Source organism: Butyrivibrio sp. FCS006, assembly GCF_000424525.1.
Classification (GTDB): Bacteria; Bacillota; Clostridia; order Lachnospirales; family Lachnospiraceae; genus Butyrivibrio.
Map to the genome: position 1 here is coordinate 456,022 of NZ_KE384203.1, position 24,797 is coordinate 480,818.

Consider the following 24,797-nt stretch of genomic DNA (forward strand, 5'->3'; position numbering starts at 1 on the left):
GCGCATGTGTTACGTTTTTTCTGATTATAGGATAGCAGTGCTATAGCTTTATTCGGATTGCTGAAATTGTCAATTTTTGACAAAAATAGTGCTGATAGTGTTTCCGTTTCCGTCTGTTTCAATAGATAGCCTACTTTCAGAGCCGTAGAGCATCTTTAGTCTCCTGTGGACATTGCGGATACCGATCCTGGTGGAACGCTCTTCAAGGGGCTTGATGTCCATATCGTCCGTCAAAAGCTCTTTTATCTTGGCGAAATCATCATCACTTGGAACACCCGGGTTTATTATGCGGATCTTCATATCCACCTTCTCGCCCTCGCAGGTGCCTTCTATCTCCATCCTGACTCTCCTTACGCCGTCCTCCGAGTAGCTGTACTCTACTGCATTTTCAATGACAGGCTGAATGATGAGCCTTGGAACCTTTACATGTAAAAGAGCTTTATCAATGTGTTCTTCGTAGATGAACCTGTCCTGATATCTGCACTTAATTATGTAGATATAGGCATTTACATACTCAAGTTCCTCAGACAGCGCGATCAGTGACTGCCTGTTTCTGTCCATGGTTGCGCTCATCATTACAGAGAGCGCTTCGATCATGCTTGATACCTTCTCCTGTCCGTTCATCCTTGCTTCCCAGTTGATGATCTCCAGAGTGTTATTAAGGAAGTGCGGATTTATCTGGGACTGAAGGGCGTGGATGTTGGCATCTCTAAGTGCGATCTCCTCAACGAAGATCTTGTTGAACTGTTCTCCCAGCTTGATGCTCATCTTGTTGAAGTTCTTTGTAAGGTCTGCAATCTCGCCGCTCTGGCCCTTTGGCTGAGCCACCACTTCTCCGTATTCGCCCTCGGCGATTTTCTTGGAAGCCTCGGTAAGAGTGATGATCGGCCTGTTGATCCTTCTGTTAAAGAAGTAGAAAAGCAATAGGATCAGCGGAACCAAAAATACTATCAGTATCATGAAGGTTATGTTGATAGGTCTTTTCTCAAGTCCCACAGCAGTTCCGTCGTAGGATACGGAAAAGGTAAACTCGCCGTCTACGCTCTTTCTGGTGCAGGTTACAACGTCAGATGATGCGCTGTAGTTTCCCTCGCTGTAAAGTACTTCATCCTTAAAAGAGATTTCCATTCCCCGATACTCCCAGACGCTCTTTAAACTCTCGAATACCTCCTGTGGATTGATCTCCATAACAAGGACAGCATATCTCTTAAACCCTCTTCCGATGAGGTTTCTGATCATATATACGTGTCCGTTCATAGCAAAAAACTCTGTCCTGGTATCAAGGTCTTCTGATATGGAAAGAGCTTTTTCCTGCACCTCATCCTTAAAGAACCTGAACCTGGATACACTTCCTCTTCCCGTGGTATTACCCGTGTAGTAAAGAGTTCCCGGCTCATCGGTAAACATCAGGACCGTTATGTCAAAGCTCGGATCATACTTATAATGCGCAGACAAAAAAGTGGTGACCTGGTTGTAGAGCTTTCCGGAATCTCCGCTCTCCTGATACTCTGCCCAGTAGTCACCTATATAGGAAAGATATGATGCATCCTTGGATGAATCAATGCAGTCCAAAAGGCGGAGGATACTGATATCCGCCGCCTTTTCCATAGATGTTGTTATAAGTCTCTGGCTCTGCCTGTCGATCCTTCCGGAAACCACAACAAGAAAAGCCACAACAATGGCAGTAAGAGGCACAAACCATCCCAGTGCCAGCATTCTAAGCATCTGCCATTTAAGAGAATTCTTTCTTTTCATCAGTCACTAAGCCCCAACAGATTTTTGTAAGCGTCACTTGCCTTCTCTGCCAGTGCCTTATCCGGCATCTCGCAGAAAATTCTAAGAAGCGGTTCTGTACCTGAGAATCTTACACAGATCCATCCCCCATTCTTAAAGTATACCTTACAGCCATCAAGATAGGAAGTCCTCTCCACCTCACACTCGAAGGTCGGAACCACCTTGTCCTCCATGAGGAGCTTCTGGTACTCAGGCTTTTTCTCAGCCCTGAAGGAGAAGTTCTCTTCAAGCATGTAAAAACGCCCGAATTCTTCCTGAATATCGTCGTACATTTCAGATATCTTCTTGCCTGTAACTGCAAGCATCTCAACAAGAAGTGCAGCTGCATATACGCCGTCTTTTCCGTTGATATGTCCTCTTACTGTAAGTCCGCCTGAGGACTCGCCTCCTATGAGGGCATCAGTCTCGGTGATCTTGGCCGAGATGTGCTTAAAACCTACAGGGACTTCATAGCTCTTTTCCCCGAACTTCTCTGCGATCCTGTCGAGCATGTGAGTTGTGCAGAGGTTCCTCACAACCGGTCCGCTCTCGTGTCTGTACTTCACCAGATAGTAATACAGAAGAACCAGGATATCATTGGGAGAAAGATATCTTCCCTTGTCGTCAACAACACCGATCCTGTCGGCGTCTCCGTCTGTTGCGATTCCTATGTCGCACCTGTTGTCGATAACGCAGGTCTTTAGAGGGCTCATGGCTGCCTCATTAGGCGCAGGGAGCTTGCCTCCAAAGAGCGTATCGTGACGGCCGTGAATGGTCTCCATCTCGCATCTCGCTGTAAGGAGTATGGTCTTGATTGCTGTCTCACTTACGCCGTACATAGGGTCAAGCGCAACTCTGAGGGATGCCTTCTTAACCGCTTCCACATCGATCCTGTCCAGGATGTTGTCGATGTATTCGTTGATAGGATAGAACTCTTCAATAAGGCCTGCTGCCTTGGCATCCTCATATTCCATGGAAAGAACAGGGAGAGTCACCTTATCGATATACTCCTCGACCTGCCTTGTCTGCTCTTCATCTGCATCTCTTCCGCCTGCGGTAAAGAGCTTGATGCCGTTGTAAATAGCCGGATTGTGGCTGGCTGTTATCATCATTCCATAGGGAAGATCATGCTTCATAACATAGAACATAACAAGAGGTGTCGGGCTTGACTTATTGATAAGGCTGGCCTTTATTCCTGCTGCTGCGAACACGACTCCTGCCCACTGCATAGCCTCTTTTGATAAAAACCTTCTGTCGTAACCAAGTACGATTCCCTTATCCGCCACGTTCTCATCTTTCATCTTGGCTGCCATGGCACTTGCCAGGATCTGAACATTCTCCTTGGTAAAGCCGTCACCTATGACAGCTCTCCATCCGCCTGTTCCGAATTTGATCATCTCTCTTCCCCCTTTAGTCCCATTACTATATCCACTGCGTGCTCTTCGCCGATGCCAAATACAGGAATCTTTGACGCCTCTCTGCCATCGATATAGATCTTCTTTACACCTTTTTCTACGTGATCGGAATTGATGACACTGATGTTGTATGTTGCACCTCTGAAGACTCTTGAAACCTCAAAGCCATCCCAGCTCTTCGGTATGCACGGGTCAACGACAAGCTCATCAAATCCCGGCCTTATGCCAAGCATATAGTGTGTCATTGCGAAGTATGCCCATCCGCCGCTGCCTGTCATAAACGGGTGATGTGCCCTTCCGTAGGTTGTATGGTCCTTGCCGGAAATGAACTGACAGTAAGAATATGGCTCTGCCCATCTCTTCTCTATGCTGTCGTTCTGATAATACGGGCACAGGCTCTTGTAATATTCAAAGGCTCTCTCGCCGTTGCCCATTCTGCACTCAGCTGACCATACCCATGGATTTGGATGGGAAAAGATACTTCCGTTCTCCTTAAGTCCCGGGTAAACCCTGGTGACAAATCCTACCTCATCGTCGGGCTCCGTGTAAACCGGTGCGTTGAGCATGATTCCGTAAGGTGTTGCCAGCTTATAGTGGATTGAGTCGAGAGCTCTTTTTGCCTTATCATCATCTGCTGCGCCGGAGAGCACTGCCCAGGCGTTGGATTCAAGATGGATCTGACCCTCCTTGTTATCCTTGGTTCCGATCTTTCTTCCGGACTTCGTAAAGCCGCGCAGGTACCAGTCGCCATCCCAGAGGGTGTCATTGAGGCTTTTTTTGAGACCTTCGATCTTCTCTGAGAGCTCTTTTGCAAAAGCAAGGTCACCTGTATATATAGCCGTCTCCTCAAGGCAGATGAGCGCCCTAAAGAGAAGGAATGAAACCAGCGCACTCTCTCCGCCGCCAAGGTTAAGACAGTCGTTCCAGTCAGCGCGAAGTCCTTTACAGATTCCGTTATCGCCAACTTCCTTAAGGGAGAAAAGAACTATCTTCTTCATGTGCTCGTATACGCTGCCCGTTCCGCCGTCGGCGTATCCGTACTCTTTACTGAGGAACTCAAAATCTCCCGTCTCCTTGACGTACTCAACTATTGAAGGAACCAGCCAGAGTGCGTCGTCAGAGCATGCATCCGCAAGTCCGTGGACCTTGGATGCACCCTCTGGCTCGGGTATAACGGTGGGAGACTTGAAGGGTTTTTTCTTCTTTTCTTTTTCTTCTTCAGGCAGGAACCAGCGGGGCTCAAAGAGGTGGATTCCGTATCCGCTGCTTGTAAGAGCGCGAAGAAGTTCAATTATTCTCTTCTTGCAGCCTTCCGGGTTTGAAGCGATTACTGTCATGGCATCCTGAGCTGTATCACGATAGCCAAGACCTGTTCTTCCGCCCACCTCGATGAAGGAAGCAAACCTTGAAAACATTACATTTATCTCTGCCTGATATAAGGTCCAGGTGTTGATCATGACATCCACACCCTTCTCAGGACTCTTTACCGCAAAGCGTCTCTGCTTATCCAGCCAGAAGTTCTTAAGGCCTTCGTAAGCTGCGTCGAGTTTTGCAGGGTCTTTGTACTTTTCCCTGATAGCGTCTGCTTCAGCATATCCGCCCTCTCCGAGGAAATAGATCAGCCTTACCGATTCATCTGGCTTTAGCCTTAAGTTCTTTTGAAGAGAAGCACAATGGTTGCCTCCCTTCTCAAATGAACCGGTAAGACTCCCCCTCTCGACCGCTTTTGGGTTGGTCTCAGTGTTGTAGATTCCGATGAACTCATCCCTTAGGCACTCAAAGCCGTCGGGCTCAAAGTTTGAAGTAAAGTACTGATACCCCTCCTCGTAAAAGAGGTCATAGAGGATGGTACCTTCCTTGTACTCGCTGCCTGCGCAGTAAAGGCTCATCTGGAAATTCTGATTATCTATGGGAACATGATGATACGAAAATTCTGCATAGGAAAAGACAGAGAGATCTCTTTCCTTATCGCTCTGATTAGTAATTACAACATCCCAGATAAGAGCATTGTCTCCTATGGGAATACTGAGTTTCTCGCTTGCCTTAAGGCCTTTGTACTCGCACTCGTAGGTGGTTACGCTCATGCCGTGACGGGTGGTGTACTTTGCCTGATCAAGTGGCTTACCAACCGGCTGCCAGGAGATGCTGAAGTAATCGCCGTCCTCATTATCTCTTATGTAGATGTAGTCACCGGGCCTGTCCATGGGAATCGCATTGCCTCTAAACCTTGTGATCCTGTGGTACTCAGGTGACTTGTAAAAGAGATATCCGCCGGCTGTATGGTTGACAACAGCGCACATATCCTCCACTCCCAGGTAGTTAGTCCAGGATGTGGGAAGGTCAACTCTTTCAATGACGTACTCATTGTTTGCTTCATCAAAGTGTCCGTATCTCATAATTTCCTCCCTTTCTACTTCTGACTATAGTTTAGAAAATCCAGGCAAAAATTAAATGCCCCATTTTGGCTTGTTTTTTGTTCAATGCCAAAATTGGACATGGGGGAGTCAATGGGGACGGTTCAGTGTGAGTCAGTGGGGACGTTTCAGTTTGACTCATTTTGTGAAACAAAATGAGTCAAACTGAAACGTCCCCACTGACTCACACTGAACCGTCCCCACTGACTCCCCCATGTCTTGCCAATCTATGTTATACTGAAAAGACAACCTAAGGTTTGTTTTGAATTTACAAGGCAGGTAATTTATGAATAAAGAAGAACTCAAATTGGAACAAGAGCACTTAACCAATACATATAACAAGCTCCTGGATATGAGAAAAGACTTAGAAGACAAGATCGTATCCCTGGATGAGAAGGCTATGGAGGAAAAGAACGATATCCGCGACAACCTCCGTTTCGACTACGCAGATGACGAGACAGCCTTTGAGACTTTGGGCGAGATTGAAGTCTGGAACAGATATATCGACTCCTACAATGTAGAGGTCAATTCTCTGGGAAAGCGTCTGCGTACCATAACCAAACTTCTGGAGTCACCTTATTTTGCTAAGGTCACCCTTCAGTTCGATCCGTCAGAAGAACCTGAGAGCTACTACATCGGCAGAGCTTCCATCTCCGAGAATCGCTATCAACAAATGATAATCGACTGGAGATCTCCAATCGCGGAAGTTTACTACAATCAGGAAAACGGTCACACCCACTACACCGTGGATGACAGGGAGATTCCTGTGGACCTTAAGCTCCGCAGGCAGTTTGACCTTACCAAGAACAAGCTGAATGCCTATTTTGATACTCAGGTTGCAATTGAAGACCCGATGCTTCTTGCATCTCTTTCAGAGACCAGATCCGACAAGATGCAGGCTATAACCGCTACCATTCAGAAGGAGCAGAACACCATCATCAGATACCCGGATGTTCCGGTTCTTCTTGTTGACGGCATCGCAGGAAGTGGCAAGACTTCCGTACTTCTCCAGCGTATTGCATATCTCTTTTACCAAAAGAGAAATACCCTGCGCCCGGACCAGGTGTGCCTCATGACACTCAATCCCGTATTCAGGGATTATATCGACAACGTACTTCCGGACCTTGGCGAGAGCAATCCCGTAACCGTGACCTGGCAGGAGTTCCTGATGAGGCTCCATGTGCCTTGTGGCGACACCTCACAGGATTACACCGATACAGACAGCCTCCAGAAGATAAAGGATGGGCTGCTGAGCCTTGTGCCTGAGGAAGATGATTTCTTTGATGTTAAGCAGAAAGAAAAGCTCGTTCTGTCAAAGAGCGATATTCTCTCCGTTGTAAGGCGCTTCAACCAGTTCCCTATGGGAGTTCGTCTTATTCAGATTGCATCGGATGAGCTTGAGCAGAGAGCCAAGAACTCTCTTCGCAACATGGATAATAATAGCGGTGAAGAGTCAGAGAGCGCTCCGGGATCCGAGAAGGCCGAGGAAAACCTTATTGAGAACGACTTCGGCGGAGCACTCAGCAACATCAGGCATTGCAGCTGGGTAAATGTTAAGCATGTAGCCCAGAGGATTCTTAAGAGAGATGACATAACTGCTGCCGAGTGGCTTTACACCAAGATTCTCCTGACCGGCATCTGCGATAAAAATATGCGCTATGTAATGGTTGATGAGATTCAGGACTACACCATGGCTCAGCTTCAGGTTCTTTTCAAATATTATCCGAATGCGCGCTTCATGCTGCTGGGAGATGAGTTCCAGTCAATCCGCAGGGGGACACTGACCTTTGACGCTATTGAAGAATTTGCGAAAAATGAGAATAAGTCTTTTGCCCTGCTGCCTCTTATGACCAGCTACAGATGCTCGCCCGAGATCACGGACAAGTTTGCAGCAATTCTCCCGGATGCCAAGAAAATGCTGGTATCCTCAGTAAAACGTCCCGGGGAAAAGACCTTTAGCAAGGCCTTTGGTACTGACAAAGAGTACTATGCAGAGCTTAAAAAGCTTATAAAAGAATATTCAGAGATGAAGGGGCTTACTGCTGTTATCTGCAGAAATCCTCTTAACATCGAAAAGATCATTTCTGCTCTCGGAAAAGATGCGCCATCTGAAATAACTCTTCAGGATGCTCTTCCGGAGAGCGGAGCTTTCCTTATTGAACTTGCTCTTGCCAAGGGACTGGAGTTCGACCACGTGATCCTGGCAGATGCTGATGAAGAAAACTATCCAAGCGATGAGATCGGCGATCACTGCCTGTACACTGCAATGTCAAGAGCGACTCAGCACCTGGCAATTTTGGCAAAGGGCAAACTGGCAAAGAAAGCATAAATGAACCCTGGGGACGGAGTCAAGGGCTCACTTTTGATCCCTGGGGACGGAGTCAAGGGCTCATTTTTCTAGAAGGAAAACGCAGTATTGGTGCGATTCTTTTTTGAAAAATGAGCCCTTGACTCCGTCCCCAGGGTCCAAAAATGAGCTGCTGACTCCGTCCCCAGGGTTCATTTTCAGTTTTCAACTACTATATCAATATCTCCGGACCCGGTTCTGATCACACAATTTCCGCCGTTTCCATCACCCGGTACATTCACATCACCGCTGCCGGCCTTAGCATCAAAGGATTTGGCTGTCTTAACAGATCCTGTAATATCTCCGCTTCCTGTCTTGAAGTTCATTCCAAGACTGTCACACCTCTTTAAGAAAATATCACCGCTTCCTGTAGAAGCTTCCATGGATGCTGAAGCGATCACATCTGTCAGGAACAGTTTGCCGCTGCTGGATTTTGCAAAAAAGTCTCTGGAGCATTCAAGATTTTCTACGGAAATATCTCCACTTCCTACAGTGATATTAGCTGATTTACATCTTGATTCCGCAAGCCAAAGCTGTCCGCTGCCAAGCTTTGCATTTATCTCATCTGCCTTAACCTTGAAGATATATCCATCTCCGCTTCCCATTGCTACGTTAACATCCCGGAAAGTAAATGCATCCTCCATCTTGATGTCTCCGCTTCCGATGTGGATCTTAAGGTTCTGGTATTCATCCTCAGGAAGATAAAGCTGTGAGGTGAAATCGTTAACTGAAAAGAGCCCATCGAGATTCATAACACGACTATCAAATTTTTCTTCAATCTTCAAAGTCTTGCCACTTACAGAAACATTGAACTTGACATTGTCGTTCTCGCCACAGATAAGATAAGACTTGTTGTTATCGGACTTTTTGAACTCAAGATTCTGATCACCTAAATCTATATCAATATTCTCAAAATTCTCTGTAATGTCTTTAGTTACTGCTTCGTACTGATTATGTATAACAGATTCCTTAATATCTCCAGCAGCTGCTCTGAATGATGCAGCAGCCATTACAAGTCCTGTAATAAGCAGCATTGATGCTACAATTATCGCCATCTTCTTCTCAACTCTCATCAGATTTACCTCCTACAAACATCTTCTTTATACCAACCGCCATTTTCTTGCTCAAAAACAGCATTCCTCTTGTCACCTGATTAAATCCAAAGAACAGCAAAATCCCAAGTCCAATCAGCGCCATTCCGCATCCGATAAAGAATGTCATTACCGGTACGCCTCCTGTCTGAATAATAGCTCCGATAACTCCTGCAATTCCGCTTACGAATACCGAAAGATCTATCACATAAAGAGAAAGAATTATTATCCAGAAGCACAGATACAGCACCAGACAAACAACAATAAATGATAGAAGCAGCGGAAGCCAAACCGGCGATCCCAAGATCAGCAGAATGATCTCCCATGCTTTGAATGATCTCTTCGGTGTGATCTTCTCTTTTACAATCCTTGTTATCGGAATCTCTTCAAGGATCTTGCCTCTTATCTCTTCTATACTTCCAAGTGCCGCAACCGCTTCCTCTTCAGGCATTCCGTCTTCTATGCGGTCATCGATCATCTCTGTATAAAAGTCCACAGATCTCTTGATATCTTCCTGTGAAAGCCCCATCAGCCCTGCGGAGAGCTGATTTACAAACTCTATCTTATTCATGCGCATCCTCCCTCGTCACAAATTCATAGATCTTCATCAGTTCCTTCCACTCTTCCTCAAATGCCTTAAGTCTGGAAAGTCCTGCATCCGTTATGTGGTAATACTTCCTTAGCCTTCCGTTATGCTCAGCCGATCTGACCGTTAAGAGCTGCTGATTCTCCAGGCGTCGAAGTATAGGGTAAAGAGTTGACTCCGATATCTCTACGTATGAACTCATATCCTTGACTATCTGATATCCGTAGGAGTCTTCACTCTTGATGGCAGCCAGAACACATACATCCAAAAGTCCTCGCTTCATTTGATTTTCCATCGCATTACCTCCTGTTACACAATACTATATGTCACATAGTATTATGTGTCAAGCACTATTTTCAAAAAATAAAAAAGAGTCAGTGAGAAACGTCCCCACTGACTCACTGACTCTATATCCAATTTACTTAAAACATCTGGCTGAATGTAAAATGCTGAAACATCAGATCCGCTCCGGCCATGCACATTGCAAAGAACGCCAGGAAAAACATAAGAACTATGGCTGCCTTATCATAGACAACACTTTCGGGTTTAAGATTTGATGCCAGTACTTCAACGCCAAGCCCTATAAGAATCAAAGGCCACAGCTTAAATATCACATCATAGCTTATTACGCTTAAGAACAAGTGAAGTATAAACATAACTCCGAATGCAATAAACGCAAATCCGGTGGTTATGGATCCCACTCTATGGGTTCTTACAATCTCCATATCACGCCTCCTTTGAATTAAGGCTCTTATCCTCTATCTGAGCAATATCTGCAATAGGCTTTACATCTGCATCAGATGTGGTATCCAGCTCTTTTTTCTTACCTACTACCATCCTGATACCTACAATAACCATAAGGATAGAGATTACCACCTGAGGAATATTGCTAAGTGCAGGATAGATATCATCCCAGTATCCTTCAGGGATCAGACGATACAGTATACCGGAGAAATAATCCCAGATTAGGGCTGCGCCGATCACGATGAGAGCTGCTGCGATCCATTTCTTAGCAGTCTTACCTGAAACCTTACTGAAGTTAAGGTCTGAGAACTCTTCCCAGATATATTTGTCTGTCATTGCATCAAAGGTCATATCATCCATACCCGCATAATTTCTTGCATGGAAGAATCCATAGAACCACATTACTGCGCAGATTGGCATCAGGAAATCAAGACCTCCATAAATAACGACCAGTGCGAAGGGCAACAGGAAAAACAGCATCAGGCTAAAGCCGTTTTTCATGAATCCCATGTACATCTCTGCTGCTCCGGGCAGGAATGAAAATAAAAATGTAAAAAATCTGTTCTTCTTTTTCTGTTTCATTGTATATACCTCCAACTTTACTCAAACCAGTTTTTAATATGCGACTGTATAAAAGCTTCTGTTTCTTCCAAATGACCTGTATTAGAGTTTTTCTGTAAAACCTCTTCTTTGGTAGGGGCAGGTCTGCTTGATAGGACTTCTTCTCTTGATACTACATTTCTTGTTAAGACAGCTTCCTCTCTTGACGGAATGCCCACCTTTGTTTCAGGAATGAAAGGAACTATGCAGACAATGGCAATTGCTGCAGCTACCGCAAATGCGACACGCAAGCAGTATGTACTGAACTCTACTGTTTTCCTGCGCTTCTTGTGCTCTACGAAAGATATAACTTTTCTCTCGATACCTGCCGGTGCCTGAACAAGCTCTTTTCCCTCTACATCCATGATCAGTTTGCTCAGCTCATCATCGCTTAGATAGGGTATTATCTTATCTTTATCGCTCATGCAAGTAGGTCCTCCTTCCTTATAGTTTTCTTTAGCATTTCTCGCGCTCTGTAGATATGCGACTGTACAGTCTTAAGTGGTACCCCGATTCGAATCGAGATTTCTTTTGCCGTAAGGCCCTCTTCAAAATGGAGCTTAACCGGCGTCCTGTATGGTTCCGAAAGTCCATCGCAGCTGTTTCTGAAAGCCTCCATGATGTCTGCTGCAACGAACTGTTCCAATGGTCCGTCCCGTCCTGACCCTTGAGTTTGTGGCAGCTCATCATTTGGAGTCGCCACAGCCCGTCTCTCAGCTGCCCTTAAGTAGTCGATGCACTTGTTGCTTGCAATCCTGCACAGCCAGGCCTTTTCTGAAGAACCATCGAACTCATTTATATGTTCATAGGCCGAAATAAAGGTTTCCTGCGTGATATCCTCCGCGGCAAAATAATCACCGGTCAGCTTAAGACATACAGAGAAAACAAGATTCTTGTACGTGCTCATCAGCTCTATTAACTTTTCCTTAGAATCTGTTTTCCCCATCTTTTTTTCCTTTATTTCGCTCTCCTCATATAATATAACGAATCACGCACATAAAAGTCTGCAAAAAAATACGACTTACAGAAATTTTTCTGTAAGTCGCATGATCATAATCCTTTCTTTTTCTCATCATACATAGCAGCGTCGGCCTTCTCAATCAGGTCTTTTAACGAATCATCATCATCCAGGTCAGCAATACCTATGCTGATTGTCAGGTCAAATGGAAGCTTTTCCTCCTCTGCAAGTTCCGCAAGCCTTGCATTTATGTTGTTCTTTAGCTCCTCGTTTGTCGCACCACCTTCTGAAGAGGCCAAAACAACAAATTCATCACCGCCATACCTTGCAATGATAGCCCGACGCCCTGAGTGCTTGCAGCCTTCGCGCAGTGCCTTAGCAATCAGTTTAAGAGCGTTGTCTCCCTGCAGATGTCCATAGGTGTCGTTGATGTGTTTGAAATGATTAGCATCTACCAAAAGGAGATATATCTTTTCCTGCTCGCCCTTGCCCCTCTTTAGCTGCTCAAAGGAAAGATTAAGCTGTTTCCTGTTATTGAGACCGGTGAGCGGATCAAGTGAAATCAGCTCATCAACCCATATAAGATACAGCACAAGCGTCGCCAGAGACATAGCCACGCAGGCTACAGGTAATCTGGGATAGATAAACTGTATGATTCCAGCCACACCCGGCGCAACCGGAAAAAGAAGTAGCCGGATCAGTACTTTTTTATCCTGCTTAGTGTCTTTTCTGATGATGTTTAGAATGATCCTGATCCATGCCAGGGCAATGTATGAATATGACAATACATAAGTAAGAATAAACAGTGGTCCTCTGTGATATGTTCCGTCATCACCAAAATAAAACAGATATTTGCCAAAAAGATTGCCCAAGAGCAAAATACCCATGAGCCACATGAGTATTGCTGACTGCCTGACCCTTCTCATATCCTTGGCAAAACTTGTATCACGGATAAGTTCAAAATATAGAAACCAAAAGAAGCACATGCTTGATGTAGCGAAAAAATAGACAGTCTTACAGGCAACAAGAATCCTTCCATCGCCCGGAATAACATGATTAAGCACCATTTGAGACCAGGTGTCCGAAATGAAGAAAACCATCTCCGATATGATGGACATGACAAAATTTCTCTGAGCCACCATCTTGGATAGTCCCCGCGTTTTGTGAAGGATGATCCATATCAGTATCAGAGAAAACAGATTCAGTTCAAGATATAGAATCGCATATTCTATGTTTGCATCCATAGAATAATTATACTCTATTTTCCGTAGATTAGTGTTCTCTGATTTTACTGCTCACCAATATATTCAAAACTAATCCCATCATCATGAGATACGTAAAGCCCCGATGGGTGCTTTTCAAGCTCCTCGTTATAATAATCCCCAGAATATTGGCTCTGCCCCACCAGCATATAGAGATCCTCGCCATCTTTCCAGACCTTTTCAGGAATTGTGAATGGGTTATAGATGCTTCCATCTGCCAGTTTGACCTTGGCTGAAGGGTAATTTATCTGGGTAAAAGACCTTCCTCCGTCCGCCGTTCTGTAGAGAAGAGCGTCATCTCCTCCGTTATAGGTAAGGCATGAAAATCCAAGATTGGTATCATCAATAAACTCAATCCAGCTCGCTGCTCCGCCGCTTCCGCAGTAGGGATCGTCATTGACCAGCACAACCTTTCCGTCGCTGTCTCTCTTGGCTGTAAGCACGTAGTAACTGCTTCCTGCTGCCCTGTCGACAGGTATCATTCCATATGTAATTCCATCTTCGCTTGTATAGGAGCACTCCGCTTCATAGTCCTCGTACCCCTCTCCGCTGCCGTCATCCTCAAATGCAAGCTTCTCATAATCTGCAGGTATCATAACCTGATAATCTGTAGCATTCAGTTTCTCATCCAGAAAGCTGTACAGTCCTTCATACAGAGCCTCTCTGTCATACCCTCCGCTGATATATGGAGACGGGTCAAAAGACACTTCTGAAGGATACATGCTTATGATGATCTCCTTGTACAGCCACGGAGCTTCATCATACGGAATCTCCGACAGACATATCTCCATCCACTCGCATATATCATCGCAAAACCAGTTCATATCCTGCATTCCGTTCTCATCCAGGATTGGAACCATCACAGTCCCCATCAAAGTCTCGCTGCACTCTCTGTCCTTCCAGTAAAGCGCCCTCTGGATTTTCTCCGGAAATGTATCCTCAGCCAGACCGATAAACTTATAAAGCAGCTGATTCTCATGCATCTTCTGCTGCGTTTCTTCATCAGTCTCTTCGCTTGTATCTACCGCTGCCTGATCCTCTATATTCTGTTCCGATATTGCCTCATTTTGAGAAGAGCATGCAGATAGAGTAAGCATGCCCAAAAGAACTATTCCAACAATCCTTGTTTTCATAACACCACTCCTTAACCATTAATCCCCCTATACAAGATTAATGATCCCTGGGGACGGAGTCAAGGGCTCATTTTTTGAACCCCGGGGACGGAGTCAGTGGCTCATTTTGCAGCGAACATTTCTTCTGCCATTCCAAACAGTTCATCTGCTGTCATATCAAGGTCAAAGCCCATCAGAATATATGTGATTCCATCAAGCTCAAAATCCACGCTGCTCACATAATAAGTCTCGCGTACATCGCTACCTGAACTAATAAAGAAGTGTTCATCCATGTATGAATAATCTCGCTTTCAGTTTCTTTTAGAAGACCTTCTACCTATAATACGATTTAGATAAAAGAAAATGGACACCATACCAAAAATAGTGCCCAGATCATAACTTTCTATTACTGCCTTATTATCATATCTTCCAACGGGTTCATCGATTCATATAAAAGGTTACAATCTCTACGTTCCCATCCATCCTTTTTTCCCCTAAACTGAACCCACATTTCTCAGTGTAGAACTTAACATTCTGGCGCTTGTCTGCAGGTGTAACTAAGGTGATCTCTTTCCAATCAGAGCAGACAGATAACATGTACTTGAATGCCTCTGTTCCTATTCCCATTCCTTGATATTCCGGTATAACACACAGGCAGCCAAGGTAGTATCGTCCATCTCCTTCGTTTTTGAAAGAAAGCGCCCCGATTGGAGTATTATCACCTAAAATGAGGTATTTCGTAAAATTCTCAAAAGATTGTTCCATATGTTCTTTTGTCTGTCCATAAGCAGGGCACTCCCCATAAAAGACATAATCATCATAAAATGAAGCATTATATATATTAACCAACAGCTCTGCGTCTTCTTTGACCGCTTGTCTATATTTTATCGTCATGATTTGCCCCCAAAATCTTCTACTATTCTCGTGTTAATATAATTTTCTCTCCGTTCTTGTAACTAACATGTTCGCTATCTGCCTTAAATCCCTGCTTTTTCATCACCTTGATCAAGGTATACATGAAGAAACCATGTGTGACTATTGCACAATTCTCATTTAGTCGATACCACCGTTTTTTCTAAAACTCTCCGCATTCTACAATTTCAAAGCAGCAATTATTTCTTCTCCATCCATATCCCCAGTCTCTATAAATCCAAAAGACTCATAAAGAGCTTTTGCCACTTTATTGTCCGGTTCATATGATAACCAGCAATATTCTGCCCTGCCACAAGGAAATGTCTTTATGAATTCAAGAGCAAGTTCTATTGCTTTTCTGCCATAACCCTTTTGCTGATATTTCTTGTCTATCATAAGACGCCAAAGATTATAGTTGTTGTCTGCAATTGCTGGTGCATCATCCCAATAGTCATCTTTGTCATATCCAATCATAACGAAACCCACTGGAGTATCGTCATCATAAATACCAAAAGGATAAGCGTAACCATTATTGGTGATAGTCGTATAAGCCTCAATAATACTGACATCATTAGCAGCGACAAATTCTCTCTGCTCATCATTAACAGATAGTTTTAATATATCCCAAACATTTTTACCATTTATCTTTTCAATTCTTAGCATACGGTTATCCCCCAACAAATTTCACTCATGTCTCCCTCAGACACATGCTTAAATCATATCATAATTAGAACAAGATTATAGCTCGGAAATTAAGATACGGTTTTACAAAATCTCATCTATCATTATATCCATGCAGAAAGTGGTTTGCATTATCACCCTTATCCCTGCATTTTTCTTGAAAATGACTCAAATAGGTATTTGGATGTGATTTAGTCAACATTTTTGTCCTTTTTCTTACAATTCTCAATGGAAAAAGTGACTAAGAAAATGATATAAACACATCATAGTCACTTGTAACTCTAAGAACTAGGATAAATGAGGGGTAAATAGTGTCTAAGAACATGAAAAAGAGATTCCTTAGTCACTTTTTCACTTTTAGATCAAAATATAGCTTTCATGGCAACGGTACTAAATATTTCGATACCTTTACGCAAACAAAAAAGAGCTCCAAGCACAAGGCTTGAAGCTCTTTATAAATTCAGTGATCATGCAATCTGATAAGAATTACTCAACGATTGTAGCAACCTTACCTGATCCAACTGTACGTCCACCCTCACGGATAGCGAACTTAAGACCCTGCTCCATAGCGATAGGGTGAATAAGCTCGATAGACATTGTTACGTGGTCACCAGGCATGCACATCTCAACACCATCAGGGAGGTTGCAGACACCTGTAACGTCAGTTGTTCTGAAGTAGAACTGAGGTCTGTAGTTTGTGAAGAAAGGTGTATGACGGCCACCCTCGTCCTTAGTAAGAACGTAAACCTCAGCAGTGAACTTTGTGTGGCATGTTACTGTGCCAGGCTTTGTTACAACCTGACCTCTCTGGATACCATCACGGTCAACACCACGGAGAAGAAGTCCTACGTTGTCACCAGCCTCGCAGTAGTCCATAGTCTTTCTGAACATCTCGATACCAGTACATACAGACTTAGATGTCTCTTCCTTAATACCAACGATTTCGATTTCGTCGTTGAGGTTAAGGTGACCTCTCTCTACTCTACCTGTAGCAACTGTTCCACGTCCTGTGATTGTGAATACGTCCTCAACAGGCATAAGGAAAGGCTTATCTGTCTCACGAGTAGGTTCAGGAATGTATGAATCAACTGTATCCATAAGCTCCATAACCTTGTCGCCCCACTCAGACTTAGGATCCTCAAGAGCCTTAAGAGCTGAACCACGGATGATAGGTGTGTCATCTCCAGGGAACTCATACTCTGTAAGAAGGTCTCTGATCTCCATCTCTACGAGATCAAGAAGCTCAGGATCGTCAACCATATCGCACTTGTTCATGAATACGATGATGTAAGGAACACCAACCTGACGAGCAAGAAGAACGTGCTCCTTAGTCTGTGCCATAACACCGTCAGTAGCAGCAACAACGAGGATAGAACCATCCATCTGAGCTGCACCTGTGATCATGTTCTTAACGTAGTCAGCGTGGCCAGGGCAGTCAACGTGAGCGTAGTGTCTGTTAGCTGTCTCGTACTCGATGTGAGCAGAGTTAATTGTGATTCCACGCTCTTTCTCTTCTGGAGCCTTATCGATCTGATCAAATGCAACAGCAGGTGAAAATCCTCTGTCAGCAAGAACAGTTGTGATAGCTGCTGTAAGAGTTGTCTTACCATGGTCAACGTGTCCGATTGTACCAATGTTTACGTGTGGCTTACTTCTGTCAAACTTAGCTTTTGCCATTTTTAAATATCCTCCTTAAGGTGAAATGTTGTTAATAAACATTTTCATACATAATTTAACCGACTATATCGATTATATTAAAAGTTTGCCGTGAAATCAAGCGTTAACTATGATTTCACGGGACTTTTCTATTAATTTAATGATCAGTTGCCCTTATTTGAAAGAACTTTATCCTGAACATTCTTAGGAACCGGAGCATACTTCTCGAAGAACATTGAGTAGTTACCACGTCCCTGAGTTCTTGAACGAAGGTCTGTAGCATAGCCGAACATCTCAGCAAGAGGCACATGTGCTCTTACGATCTTTCCGCCGCCAAGATCATCCATACCTTCAACCTGTCCACGACGAGAGTTAACGTCACCGATAACATCTCCCATGTACTCCTCAGGCATAGTAACCTCAACCTTCATGATAGGCTCAAGAAGAACAGGTGCTCCCTTCTGCATAGCATCCTTGAATGCCATAGATCCGGCAATGTGGAATGCCATCTCAGATGAGTCTACCTCGTGGTATGATCCGTCGTAAACTGTAGCATGTACACCAACAACAGGATATCCACCAAGTGTTCCGGCCTTCATAGCCTCTTCGATACCTTCGCTGATTGGCTGGATGAATTCCTTAGGAATAGCACCACCAACAACTTCGCTATCAAACTGGTAAAGGTTATCGCCGTTAGCATCCATAGGCTCGAAACGAACCTTACAGTGTCCGTACTGACCACGTCCACCGGACTGCTTAGCATACTTAGACTCAACGTCTACAGCCTTTGTAAGGGCCTCTCTGTAAGCAACCTGAGGTGCACCAACGTTAGCCTCAACCTTATACTCTCTAAGAAGTCTGTCAACGATGATATCAAGGTGAAGCTCACCCATACCAGCGATGATTGTCTGACCTGTCTCAGGATTTGTATGAGCTCTGAATGTAGGATCCTCTTCAGCAAGCTTCATAAGAGCCTCATCAAGCTTCTGCTGACCAGCCTTAGTCTTAGGCTCGATAGCAAGCTCGATAACGGGATCAGGGAACTCCATTGACTCAAGGATAACAGGGTTCTTCTCATCACAGAGAGTATCACCTGTTACTGTGTTCTTAAGACCAACAGCAGCAGCGATATCACCTGAATATACCTTATCAAGGTCTGATCTCTTGTTAGCATGCATCTGAAGGATACGTCCAAGACGCTCCTTGCTGTCCTTAGTACTGTTAAGTACGTAAGAACCTGAATTAGCTGTTCCACGGTATACACGGAAGAATGCAAGCTTTCCTACGAAAGGATCGCTGACAATCTTGAATGCAAGAGCTGCGAATGGGCCATCATCTGTTGACTCAACCTCGATCTCATTACCTTCCATATCTGTACCCTTACAAGCAGGGATATCAAGAGGTGAAGGCATGAACTCGATAACAGCATCAATAAGCTTCTGGATACCTCTGTTTCTGTGAGCTGAACCACAGCAAACAGGGAAAGCCTTACACTCGCAAGTTGCCTTACGAAGTGCTGCCTTAAGATCAGCAACTGAAGGCTCCTCACCCTCAAGGTACTGCATCATAAGGTCTTCATCAAGATCGCAGATCTTCTCAACGAGTTCGCCGTGATAAAGCTCAGCGTCATCCTTGAGTTCAGCAGGGATCTCACCAATAGTAACATCCTCGCCCTTATCATCGTTGTAAATGTAAGCCTGCATCTCGAAAAGATCGATAATTCCCTGGAACTGATCCTCAGCTCCGATAGGGATTTCAATCATAATAGCATTTTTCTTAAGTCTGTTACGGATCTGCTCAACAGCTCCGTAATAGTTAGCGCCGATGATATCCATCTTGTTGATGAATGCCATACGAGGAACATTAAATCCATCAGCCTGTCTCCATACGTTCTCAGACTGAGGCTCAACGCCTTCCTTAGCACTAAATACTCCAACTGCACCATCAAGTACACGAAGTGAACGCTCAACCTCAACAGTGAAGTCTACGTGACCAGGAGTATCAATGATATTGATACGATGCTCTAAAGCACCTGGCTTAGCCTTACCGTTCTCCTGAAGTGTCCAGTGGCAAGTTGTAGCTGCAGATGTGATTGTGATACCACGCTCCTGCTCCTGTTCCATCCAGTCCATGGTAGCAGTACCTTCGTAGGTCTCACCAATCTTGTAGTTAACACCGGTATAGTAAAGAATACGCTCTGTAAGAGTAGTCTTACCAGCATCAATATGAGCCATGATACCGATGTTCCTAGTTCTCTCCAATGGGTATTGTCTATCAGCCAAAGGTATTTCCTCCTATAATAATTAAACCATAGTCAACTCACATTCAGATAAAGATTAGAATCTGTAGTGTGAGAATGCCTTGTTTGCTTCTGCCATCTTGTGCATGTCTTCTTTTCTCTTTACAGCTGCACCAGTATTGTTGTATGCATCCATAATCTCTGAAGCGAGTCTGTCAACCATTGTCTTCTCGCCTCTAGCACGTGAGAAATTAACAAGCCAACGAAGAGCAAGAGCCTGACGTCTATCTGGTCTAACCTCGATAGGAACCTGGTATGTAGCACCACCAATACGTCTAGCTTTTACCTCGAGAGCAGGCATGATGTTGTTCATGGCTCCCTCGAATACTTCAAGAGCAGGCTTTCCAGCCTTCTCCTCTACCTGTGCGAATGCTCCGTATACGATCTTCTGGGCAACGCCCTTCTTGCCATCAAGCATAACTGTGTTGACAAGCTTGGTTACAACCTTGTTATCGTATAAAGGATCCGCTAATACGTCACGTTTTACAATATGTCCTTTACGCGGCACGGTTCTTCCCTCCTTTAGAATTGCAATGATAGTAATAAATCACTGCTTACTACAATCATCGGTACTCACTAATTTAGTGTACGTGCGGTATCTTACTTCTTTATATAGAATAGAACACCAACACTTTAAAAAATTAGATCTGTTGTTAAATTACTTCTTGGCTGCTTTAGGTCTCTTAGCGCCATACTTAGAACGAGCCTGTTTTCTGTCGGCTACGCCTGCTGTATCAAGAGTACCTCTGATGATGTGATACCTTGTACCAGGCAGATCCTTTACTCTTCCGCCACGGATGAGAACAACGCTGTGCTCCTGAAGGTTGTGTCCCTCACCAGGAATGTAGCTTGTAACCTCGATACCGTTAGAAAGACGTACTCTGGCGATTTTTCTCAGAGCAGAGTTAGGCTTCTTAGGTGTAGCTGTCTTAACAGCTGTGCAGACACCACGCTTCTGAGGAGAAGCTGTTGCTGTTGCCTTCTTGTGAAGAGAGTTGAAGCCCTTCTGAAGAGCAGGAGCAGTAGACTTCTTAACAGATGTCTGACGACCCTTTCTAACTAACTGGTTAAATGTTGGCATTCTTTTTACCTCCTATTTTGATATATGCATAAGACAAAGGGGCATAATTACCCCTTTGTCAATACACGCAATTATGAATTATATATTTCTTTATTTTTGTTGTCAACTAAAATTTTTATGACAACCTCGGATTACTCCTCGATATCGGAATCATCCATATCATCAGCATCATCAACAACCTTAGCGCCTTCAAGTCTGTCATCATCGAAATCTCTTCTTCTCTTCTTGAGAATGAGCTTCTCGGGATCCTTGAAGTTTGCATCAGTATTAAGTGCTGTGCTTCTGTATCTCTTCATTCCGGTTCCGGCAGGAATCAGCTTACCGATGATAACGTTCTCTTTAAGTCCGATAAGTGGATCAACCTTACCCTTGATAGCTGCATCTGTAAGAACCTTGGTTGTCTCCTGGAAGGAAGCAGCTGAGAGGAATGAGTTGGTAGCAAGAGCTGCCTTGGTAATTCCGAGGATTACCTGTTTTCCTTCAGCAGGCTTTTTGCCTTCTGAGATAAGAGCCTCGTTGCTGTCCTCGAAATCAAGAACATCTACAAGAGTTCCGGGAAGGAAATCTGTATCTCCGCTCTCATCGATTCTTACCTTCTTGAGCATCTGACGAACAATAACCTCGATGTGCTTGTCGCAGATATCAACACCCTGAAGACGATATACTCTCTGAACTTCTCTGAGGAGATAATCCTGTACTGCACGGATTCCCTTGATCTTGAGAAGATCATGAGGATTTACTGAACCTTCTGTGAGTTCATCACCGGCCTCGATGTTTGTATCATCAAGAACCTTAATACGTGATCCGTAAGGGATGAGGTAAGCCTTTGACTCACCTGTCTCGTCGTTAGTTACGACAACCTCACGCTTCTTCTTTGTATCTCTGATCTCAACATGTCCGTCAAGCTCTGAGATAATAGCAAGTCCCTTAGGTTTTCTTGCCTCGAAAAGCTCCTCTACACGGGGAAGACCCTGTGTGATATCACCACCGGCAACACCACCGGTGTGGAAGGTTCTCATTGTAAGCTGTGTACCGGGCTCACCGATTGACTGAGCAGCGATGATACCTACTGCCTCACCGACCTGAACAGCCTCACCTGTTGCCATGTTAGCGCCGTAGCACTTAGCACAGATACCGTTGTGTGAACGGCATGTAAGGATTGTTCTGATCTTAACTGCCTCTACCGGGCCGCCCTTACTGTTAACGCCAACTGAAAGGATCTTAGCTGCACGAGAAGGAGTGATCATGTGATTCTTCTTAACAATTACGTTTCCGTCCTTGTCCTTGATGGTCTCACATGCATATCTTCCTGTGATTCTGTCCTCAAGTGGCTCGATTGTTTCTTTTCCATCAACGAAGGCCTTAACTGTCATGCCGGGAATTACTTCCTTGCCTTCACAGCAATCAACCTCACGAATGATAAGTTCCTGTGATACGTCAACCATTCGACGTGTAAGGTATCCTGAATCGGCTGTACGAAGAGCTGTATCAGAAAGTCCCTTACGAGCACCGTGAGCTGACATGAAGTACTCCAGAACGTCAAGTCCTTCACGGAAGTTTGACTTGATAGGAAGTTCGATTGTACGTCCTGTTGTATCAGCCATAAGTCCACGCATACCTGCCAGCTGCTTGATCTGCTGGTTACTACCACGGGCACCGGAGTCAGCCATCATGTAGATGTTGTTGTACTTATCAAGACCTGCAAGCAGCTCCTCTGTGAGCTTCTTATCTGTGTCCATCCATGTATTAACAACTTCGCTGTAACGCTCCTCGTCTGTAATAAGACCTCTGCGGTAGTTAGCTGCGATAGCATCAACTGTAGCCTGTGCTTCATCAAGAAGCTGCTGCTTCTGCTCAGGCACTGTCATATCAGCGATAGAAACTGTCATGGCAGCACGTGTTGAGTAGTGGTAACCTGTAGCCTTGATGTTATCAAGAACCTCAGCAGTAGCAAATGTTCCGTGAGTATTGATCATCTTGGTAACGATCTGCTTAAGCTGTTTCTTACCAACCATGAAGTCAACTTCAAGCTTAAGGTAATTCTCAGGTACACTTCTGTCTACATATCCAAGATCCTGAGGAATGATCTCATTGAACAGGAATCTTCCAAGTGTAGACTCTACAAGACCGGATACAGTCTCGCCTTCGGCGTTAACCTTCTCCATTCTGATCTTGATCTTAGTCTGAAGTGTGATATATCCGTTTTCGTAAGCAAGGATAGCTTCGTCAACACTCTTGAAGCACTTACCCTCACCAAGGGCTCCGGGTCTCTCCTGTGTAAGGTAGTAAATACCAAGTACCATATCCTGTGTAGGTACGTTTACAGGGCCACCGTCTGAAGGCTTAAGTAAGTTGTTAGGTGAGAGCATAAGGAATCTGCACTCAGCCTGAGCCTCTACTGACAACGGAAGGTGAACAGCCATCTGATCACCGTCGAAGTCGGCGTTGAAAGGTGTACATGCAAGAGGATGAAGCTTAATAGCCTTACCTTCTACAAGAATTGGCTCAAATGCCTGAATACCAAGTCTGTGAAGTGTGGGAGCACGGTTAAGCATTACAGGGTGCTCTTTGATAACATCCTCAAGAACGTCCCAAACCTGCTCATCAAGACGCTCTACAAGCTTCTTGGCATTCTTGATATTCTGTGAAATTCCTCTGGATACAAGCTCCTTCATAACGAAAGGCTTGAACAGCTCGATAGCCATTTCCTTAGGAAGACCACACTGATAAATCTTAAGTTCAGGTCCTACAACGATAACGGAACGTCCTGAATAGTCAACACGCTTACCAAGAAGGTTCTGACGGAAACGTCCGCTCTTACCTTTGAGCATGTCTGAAAGAGACTTAAGAGCTCTGTTTCCGGGTCCGGTAACAGGTCTTCCTCTTCTACCGTTATCGATAAGTGCATCAACAGCTTCCTGAAGCATTCTCTTCTCGTTACGAACGATGATGTCAGGAGCACCGAGATCAAGAAGTCTCTTAAGTCGATTATTTCTGTTGATAATTCTTCTGTAAAGATCGTTAAGATCTGATGTAGCAAAACGTCCACCGTCAAGCTGTACCATAGGACGAAGATCCGGTGGAATTACAGGGATGCAATCCATGATCATCCATGCAGGGTCATTACCTGACTCTCTGAAAGCTTCTACAACTTCCAGTCTCTTGATGATTCTTGCTCTCTTCTGTCCGCTTGATGTATCAAGGCCTTCCTTGAGCTCTTTGTACTCAGCCTCAAGGTCGATAGCCTGAAGAAGTTCTTTAATGGACTCAGCACCCATTCCTGCACGGAACTTGCTGCCGAACTCTTCTCTTGCATCCTGGAACTCTTTCTCTGAGAGAACCTGCTTGTACTCCAGTGTTGTATCACCTGGATCAAGTACTATATAGGAAGCGAAGTAAAGAACCTTCTCAAGTACACGGGGTGACAGGTCAAGGATAAGTCCCATTCTGCTGGGAATTCCCTTGAAGTACCAAATGTGTGATACAGGAGCTGCGAGCTCAATGTATCCCATTCTCTCACGACGTACGCTGCTCTTTGTGATCTCAACACCACATCTGTCGCAGACAACGCCCTTATATCTAATCTTTTTATACTTACCGCAGTGGCACTCCCAATCCTTGGTTGGTCCAAAGATTCTTTCGCAGAACAGACCGTCCTTCTCAGGCTTAAGTGTTCTGTAGTTGATGGTCTCAGGCTTTGTTACCTCACCTCTGTTCTCCTCATCAACCTTGTGGGCCCAGCTCCTGATCTTCTCAGGAGATGCAAGGCCAATCTTGATTGAATCAAAGGTCATAGGCTGATAAGTCTGCTGCTGTGATGGTCTACCACTTGAAGCTTCATTTATTGCTTTATTCATAGTTGAATC

The 24,797-nt window shown here is 44.6% G+C and carries 21 protein-coding genes; 1 reads left to right on the forward strand and 20 read right to left on the reverse strand.

Going from position 1 to position 24,797, the window contains the following annotated elements; translation table 11 throughout:
* Positions 1-69: 69 nt before the first annotated feature.
* Genes G633_RS0109260 through G633_RS0109270 form a run of 3 tightly spaced genes read right to left on the reverse strand, consistent with a single transcriptional unit; the run spans position 70 to position 5,584 of the window.
* Positions 70-1,755, reverse strand: a complete 1,686-nt coding sequence (locus G633_RS0109260; protein WP_022769994.1) for a sensor histidine kinase — start codon at positions 1,753-1,755, stop codon at positions 70-72.
* Complete coding sequence (locus G633_RS0109265; protein WP_022769995.1) at positions 1,755-3,170, reverse strand: phosphoglucomutase/phosphomannomutase family protein; 1,416 nt, start codon at positions 3,168-3,170, stop codon at positions 1,755-1,757. Before G633_RS0109265 ends, G633_RS0109260 begins: the two co-directional genes overlap by 1 nt.
* Positions 3,167-5,584 (reverse strand): GH36-type glycosyl hydrolase domain-containing protein, encoded by a 2,418-nt coding sequence (locus tag G633_RS0109270; protein ID WP_022769996.1) that lies wholly within the window; start codon positions 5,582-5,584, stop codon positions 3,167-3,169. The genes G633_RS0109265 and G633_RS0109270 overlap by 4 nt, the downstream gene beginning before the upstream one ends.
* Before the next feature lie 304 nt (positions 5,585-5,888).
* Here G633_RS0109270 and G633_RS0109275 point away from each other — a divergent pair, with 304 nt between their 5' ends.
* Positions 5,889-7,931: a HelD family protein gene (locus G633_RS0109275; RefSeq protein ID WP_026519740.1), complete on the forward strand. Its 2,043-nt coding sequence runs from the start codon at positions 5,889-5,891 to the stop codon at positions 7,929-7,931.
* 176 nt (positions 7,932-8,107) lie between these two features.
* Here the strand turns inward: G633_RS0109275 and G633_RS0109280 are convergent, their stop codons facing one another.
* The 17 genes from G633_RS0109280 to rpoC form a co-directional block, all read right to left on the reverse strand.
* A complete protein-coding gene (locus G633_RS0109280) occupies positions 8,108-9,022 on the reverse strand; it encodes a DUF4097 family beta strand repeat-containing protein (protein WP_022769999.1) in 915 nt (304 codons plus the stop codon).
* A complete protein-coding gene (locus G633_RS0109285) occupies positions 9,012-9,611 on the reverse strand; it encodes a DUF1700 domain-containing protein (RefSeq protein WP_026519741.1) in 600 nt (199 codons plus the stop codon). The genes G633_RS0109280 and G633_RS0109285 overlap by 11 nt, the downstream gene beginning before the upstream one ends.
* Positions 9,604-9,921, reverse strand: a complete 318-nt coding sequence (locus G633_RS0109290) for a PadR family transcriptional regulator (protein WP_022765129.1) — start codon at positions 9,919-9,921, stop codon at positions 9,604-9,606. Before G633_RS0109290 ends, G633_RS0109285 begins: the two co-directional genes overlap by 8 nt.
* 127 nt (positions 9,922-10,048) lie before the next feature.
* Positions 10,049-10,351 carry a LiaI-LiaF-like domain-containing protein gene (locus tag G633_RS0109295; protein WP_022770002.1) on the reverse strand — a complete coding sequence of 101 codons (303 nt, stop codon included), beginning with the start codon at positions 10,349-10,351 and terminating at the stop codon, positions 10,049-10,051.
* Between the two features lies 1 nt (position 10,352).
* The gene (locus tag G633_RS0109300) at positions 10,353-10,952 is read right to left on the reverse strand and encodes a hypothetical protein (protein ID WP_022770003.1); all 600 of its coding nucleotides are present in this window, start codon (positions 10,950-10,952) and stop codon (positions 10,353-10,355) included.
* Between the two features lie 17 nt (positions 10,953-10,969).
* Positions 10,970-11,395 carry a hypothetical protein gene (locus G633_RS0109305; RefSeq protein WP_026519742.1) on the reverse strand — a complete coding sequence of 142 codons (426 nt, stop codon included), beginning with the start codon at positions 11,393-11,395 and terminating at the stop codon, positions 10,970-10,972.
* Positions 11,392-11,916, reverse strand: coding sequence for an RNA polymerase sigma factor (locus G633_RS0109310; protein ID WP_035771017.1), 525 nt, complete (start codon positions 11,914-11,916; stop codon positions 11,392-11,394). The genes G633_RS0109305 and G633_RS0109310 overlap by 4 nt, the downstream gene beginning before the upstream one ends.
* Positions 11,917-12,020: 104 nt before the next feature.
* Positions 12,021-13,172: a GGDEF domain-containing protein gene (locus tag G633_RS0109315; protein WP_022770007.1), complete on the reverse strand. Its 1,152-nt coding sequence runs from the start codon at positions 13,170-13,172 to the stop codon at positions 12,021-12,023.
* Positions 13,173-13,216: 44 nt separating this feature from the next.
* Positions 13,217-14,323, reverse strand: coding sequence for a hypothetical protein (locus tag G633_RS0109320; RefSeq protein ID WP_026519745.1), 1,107 nt, complete (start codon positions 14,321-14,323; stop codon positions 13,217-13,219).
* A 101-nt stretch (positions 14,324-14,424) separates the two neighbouring features.
* Positions 14,425-14,595, reverse strand: coding sequence for a hypothetical protein (locus G633_RS19935; protein WP_155834935.1), 171 nt, complete (start codon positions 14,593-14,595; stop codon positions 14,425-14,427).
* Positions 14,596-14,740: 145 nt separating this feature from the next.
* Positions 14,741-15,196 carry a GNAT family N-acetyltransferase gene (locus G633_RS0109330; RefSeq protein WP_026519746.1) on the reverse strand — a complete coding sequence of 152 codons (456 nt, stop codon included), beginning with the start codon at positions 15,194-15,196 and terminating at the stop codon, positions 14,741-14,743.
* Positions 15,197-15,394: 198 nt separating this feature from the next.
* Positions 15,395-15,877 carry a GNAT family N-acetyltransferase gene (locus G633_RS0109335; protein ID WP_022770011.1) on the reverse strand — a complete coding sequence of 161 codons (483 nt, stop codon included), beginning with the start codon at positions 15,875-15,877 and terminating at the stop codon, positions 15,395-15,397.
* 504 nt (positions 15,878-16,381) lie between these two features.
* A complete protein-coding gene (gene tuf / locus G633_RS0109340) occupies positions 16,382-17,572 on the reverse strand; it encodes an elongation factor Tu (RefSeq protein WP_022765122.1) in 1,191 nt (396 codons plus the stop codon).
* A gap of 143 nt (positions 17,573-17,715) precedes the next feature.
* Positions 17,716-19,833 (reverse strand): elongation factor G, encoded by a 2,118-nt coding sequence (gene fusA, locus G633_RS0109345; protein WP_022770013.1) that lies wholly within the window; start codon positions 19,831-19,833, stop codon positions 17,716-17,718.
* 54 nt (positions 19,834-19,887) lie between these two features.
* Positions 19,888-20,358, reverse strand: a complete 471-nt coding sequence (gene rpsG, locus G633_RS0109350; protein WP_013281752.1) for a 30S ribosomal protein S7 — start codon at positions 20,356-20,358, stop codon at positions 19,888-19,890.
* A 150-nt stretch (positions 20,359-20,508) separates the two neighbouring features.
* Entirely contained in the window at positions 20,509-20,931 is a 423-nt protein-coding gene (gene rpsL / locus G633_RS0109355) for a 30S ribosomal protein S12 (protein WP_022770014.1), read from the reverse strand.
* Between the two features lie 131 nt (positions 20,932-21,062).
* Complete coding sequence (rpoC, locus tag G633_RS0109360; RefSeq protein WP_051154954.1) at positions 21,063-24,788, reverse strand: DNA-directed RNA polymerase subunit beta'; 3,726 nt, start codon at positions 24,786-24,788, stop codon at positions 21,063-21,065.
* Positions 24,789-24,797 lie beyond the last annotated feature (9 nt).

Excerpts from the sequence above, each read along its gene's own strand:
- G633_RS0109260 (WP_022769994.1), bottom strand. The coding sequence starts at position 1,755 with ATGAAAAGAAAGAATTCTCTTAAATGGCAGATGCTTAGAATGCTGGCA.
- G633_RS0109265 (WP_022769995.1), bottom strand. The coding sequence starts at position 3,170 with ATGATCAAATTCGGAACAGGCGGATGGAGAGCTGTCATAGGTGACGGC.
- G633_RS0109270 (WP_022769996.1), bottom strand. The coding sequence starts at position 5,584 with ATGAGATACGGACACTTTGATGAAGCAAACAATGAGTACGTCATTGAA.
- G633_RS0109275 (WP_026519740.1), top strand. The coding sequence starts at position 5,889 with ATGAATAAAGAAGAACTCAAATTGGAACAAGAGCACTTAACCAATACA.
- G633_RS0109280 (WP_022769999.1), bottom strand. The coding sequence starts at position 9,022 with ATGAGAGTTGAGAAGAAGATGGCGATAATTGTAGCATCAATGCTGCTT.
- G633_RS0109285 (WP_026519741.1), bottom strand. The coding sequence starts at position 9,611 with ATGAATAAGATAGAGTTTGTAAATCAGCTCTCCGCAGGGCTGATGGGG.
- G633_RS0109290 (WP_022765129.1), bottom strand. The coding sequence starts at position 9,921 with ATGGAAAATCAAATGAAGCGAGGACTTTTGGATGTATGTGTTCTGGCT.
- G633_RS0109295 (WP_022770002.1), bottom strand. The coding sequence starts at position 10,351 with ATGGAGATTGTAAGAACCCATAGAGTGGGATCCATAACCACCGGATTT.
- G633_RS0109300 (WP_022770003.1), bottom strand. The coding sequence starts at position 10,952 with ATGAAACAGAAAAAGAAGAACAGATTTTTTACATTTTTATTTTCATTC.
- G633_RS0109305 (WP_026519742.1), bottom strand. The coding sequence starts at position 11,395 with ATGAGCGATAAAGATAAGATAATACCCTATCTAAGCGATGATGAGCTG.
- G633_RS0109310 (WP_035771017.1), bottom strand. The coding sequence starts at position 11,916 with ATGGGGAAAACAGATTCTAAGGAAAAGTTAATAGAGCTGATGAGCACG.
- G633_RS0109315 (WP_022770007.1), bottom strand. The coding sequence starts at position 13,172 with ATGGATGCAAACATAGAATATGCGATTCTATATCTTGAACTGAATCTG.
- G633_RS0109320 (WP_026519745.1), bottom strand. The coding sequence starts at position 14,323 with ATGAAAACAAGGATTGTTGGAATAGTTCTTTTGGGCATGCTTACTCTA.
- G633_RS19935 (WP_155834935.1), bottom strand. The coding sequence starts at position 14,595 with ATGGATGAACACTTCTTTATTAGTTCAGGTAGCGATGTACGCGAGACT.
- G633_RS0109330 (WP_026519746.1), bottom strand. The coding sequence starts at position 15,196 with ATGACGATAAAATATAGACAAGCGGTCAAAGAAGACGCAGAGCTGTTG.
- G633_RS0109335 (WP_022770011.1), bottom strand. The coding sequence starts at position 15,877 with ATGCTAAGAATTGAAAAGATAAATGGTAAAAATGTTTGGGATATATTA.
- tuf (WP_022765122.1), bottom strand. The coding sequence starts at position 17,572 with ATGGCAAAAGCTAAGTTTGACAGAAGTAAGCCACACGTAAACATTGGT.
- rpsL (WP_022770014.1), bottom strand. The coding sequence starts at position 20,931 with ATGCCAACATTTAACCAGTTAGTTAGAAAGGGTCGTCAGACATCTGTT.
- rpoC (WP_051154954.1), bottom strand. The coding sequence starts at position 24,788 with ATGAATAAAGCAATAAATGAAGCTTCAAGTGGTAGACCATCACAGCAG.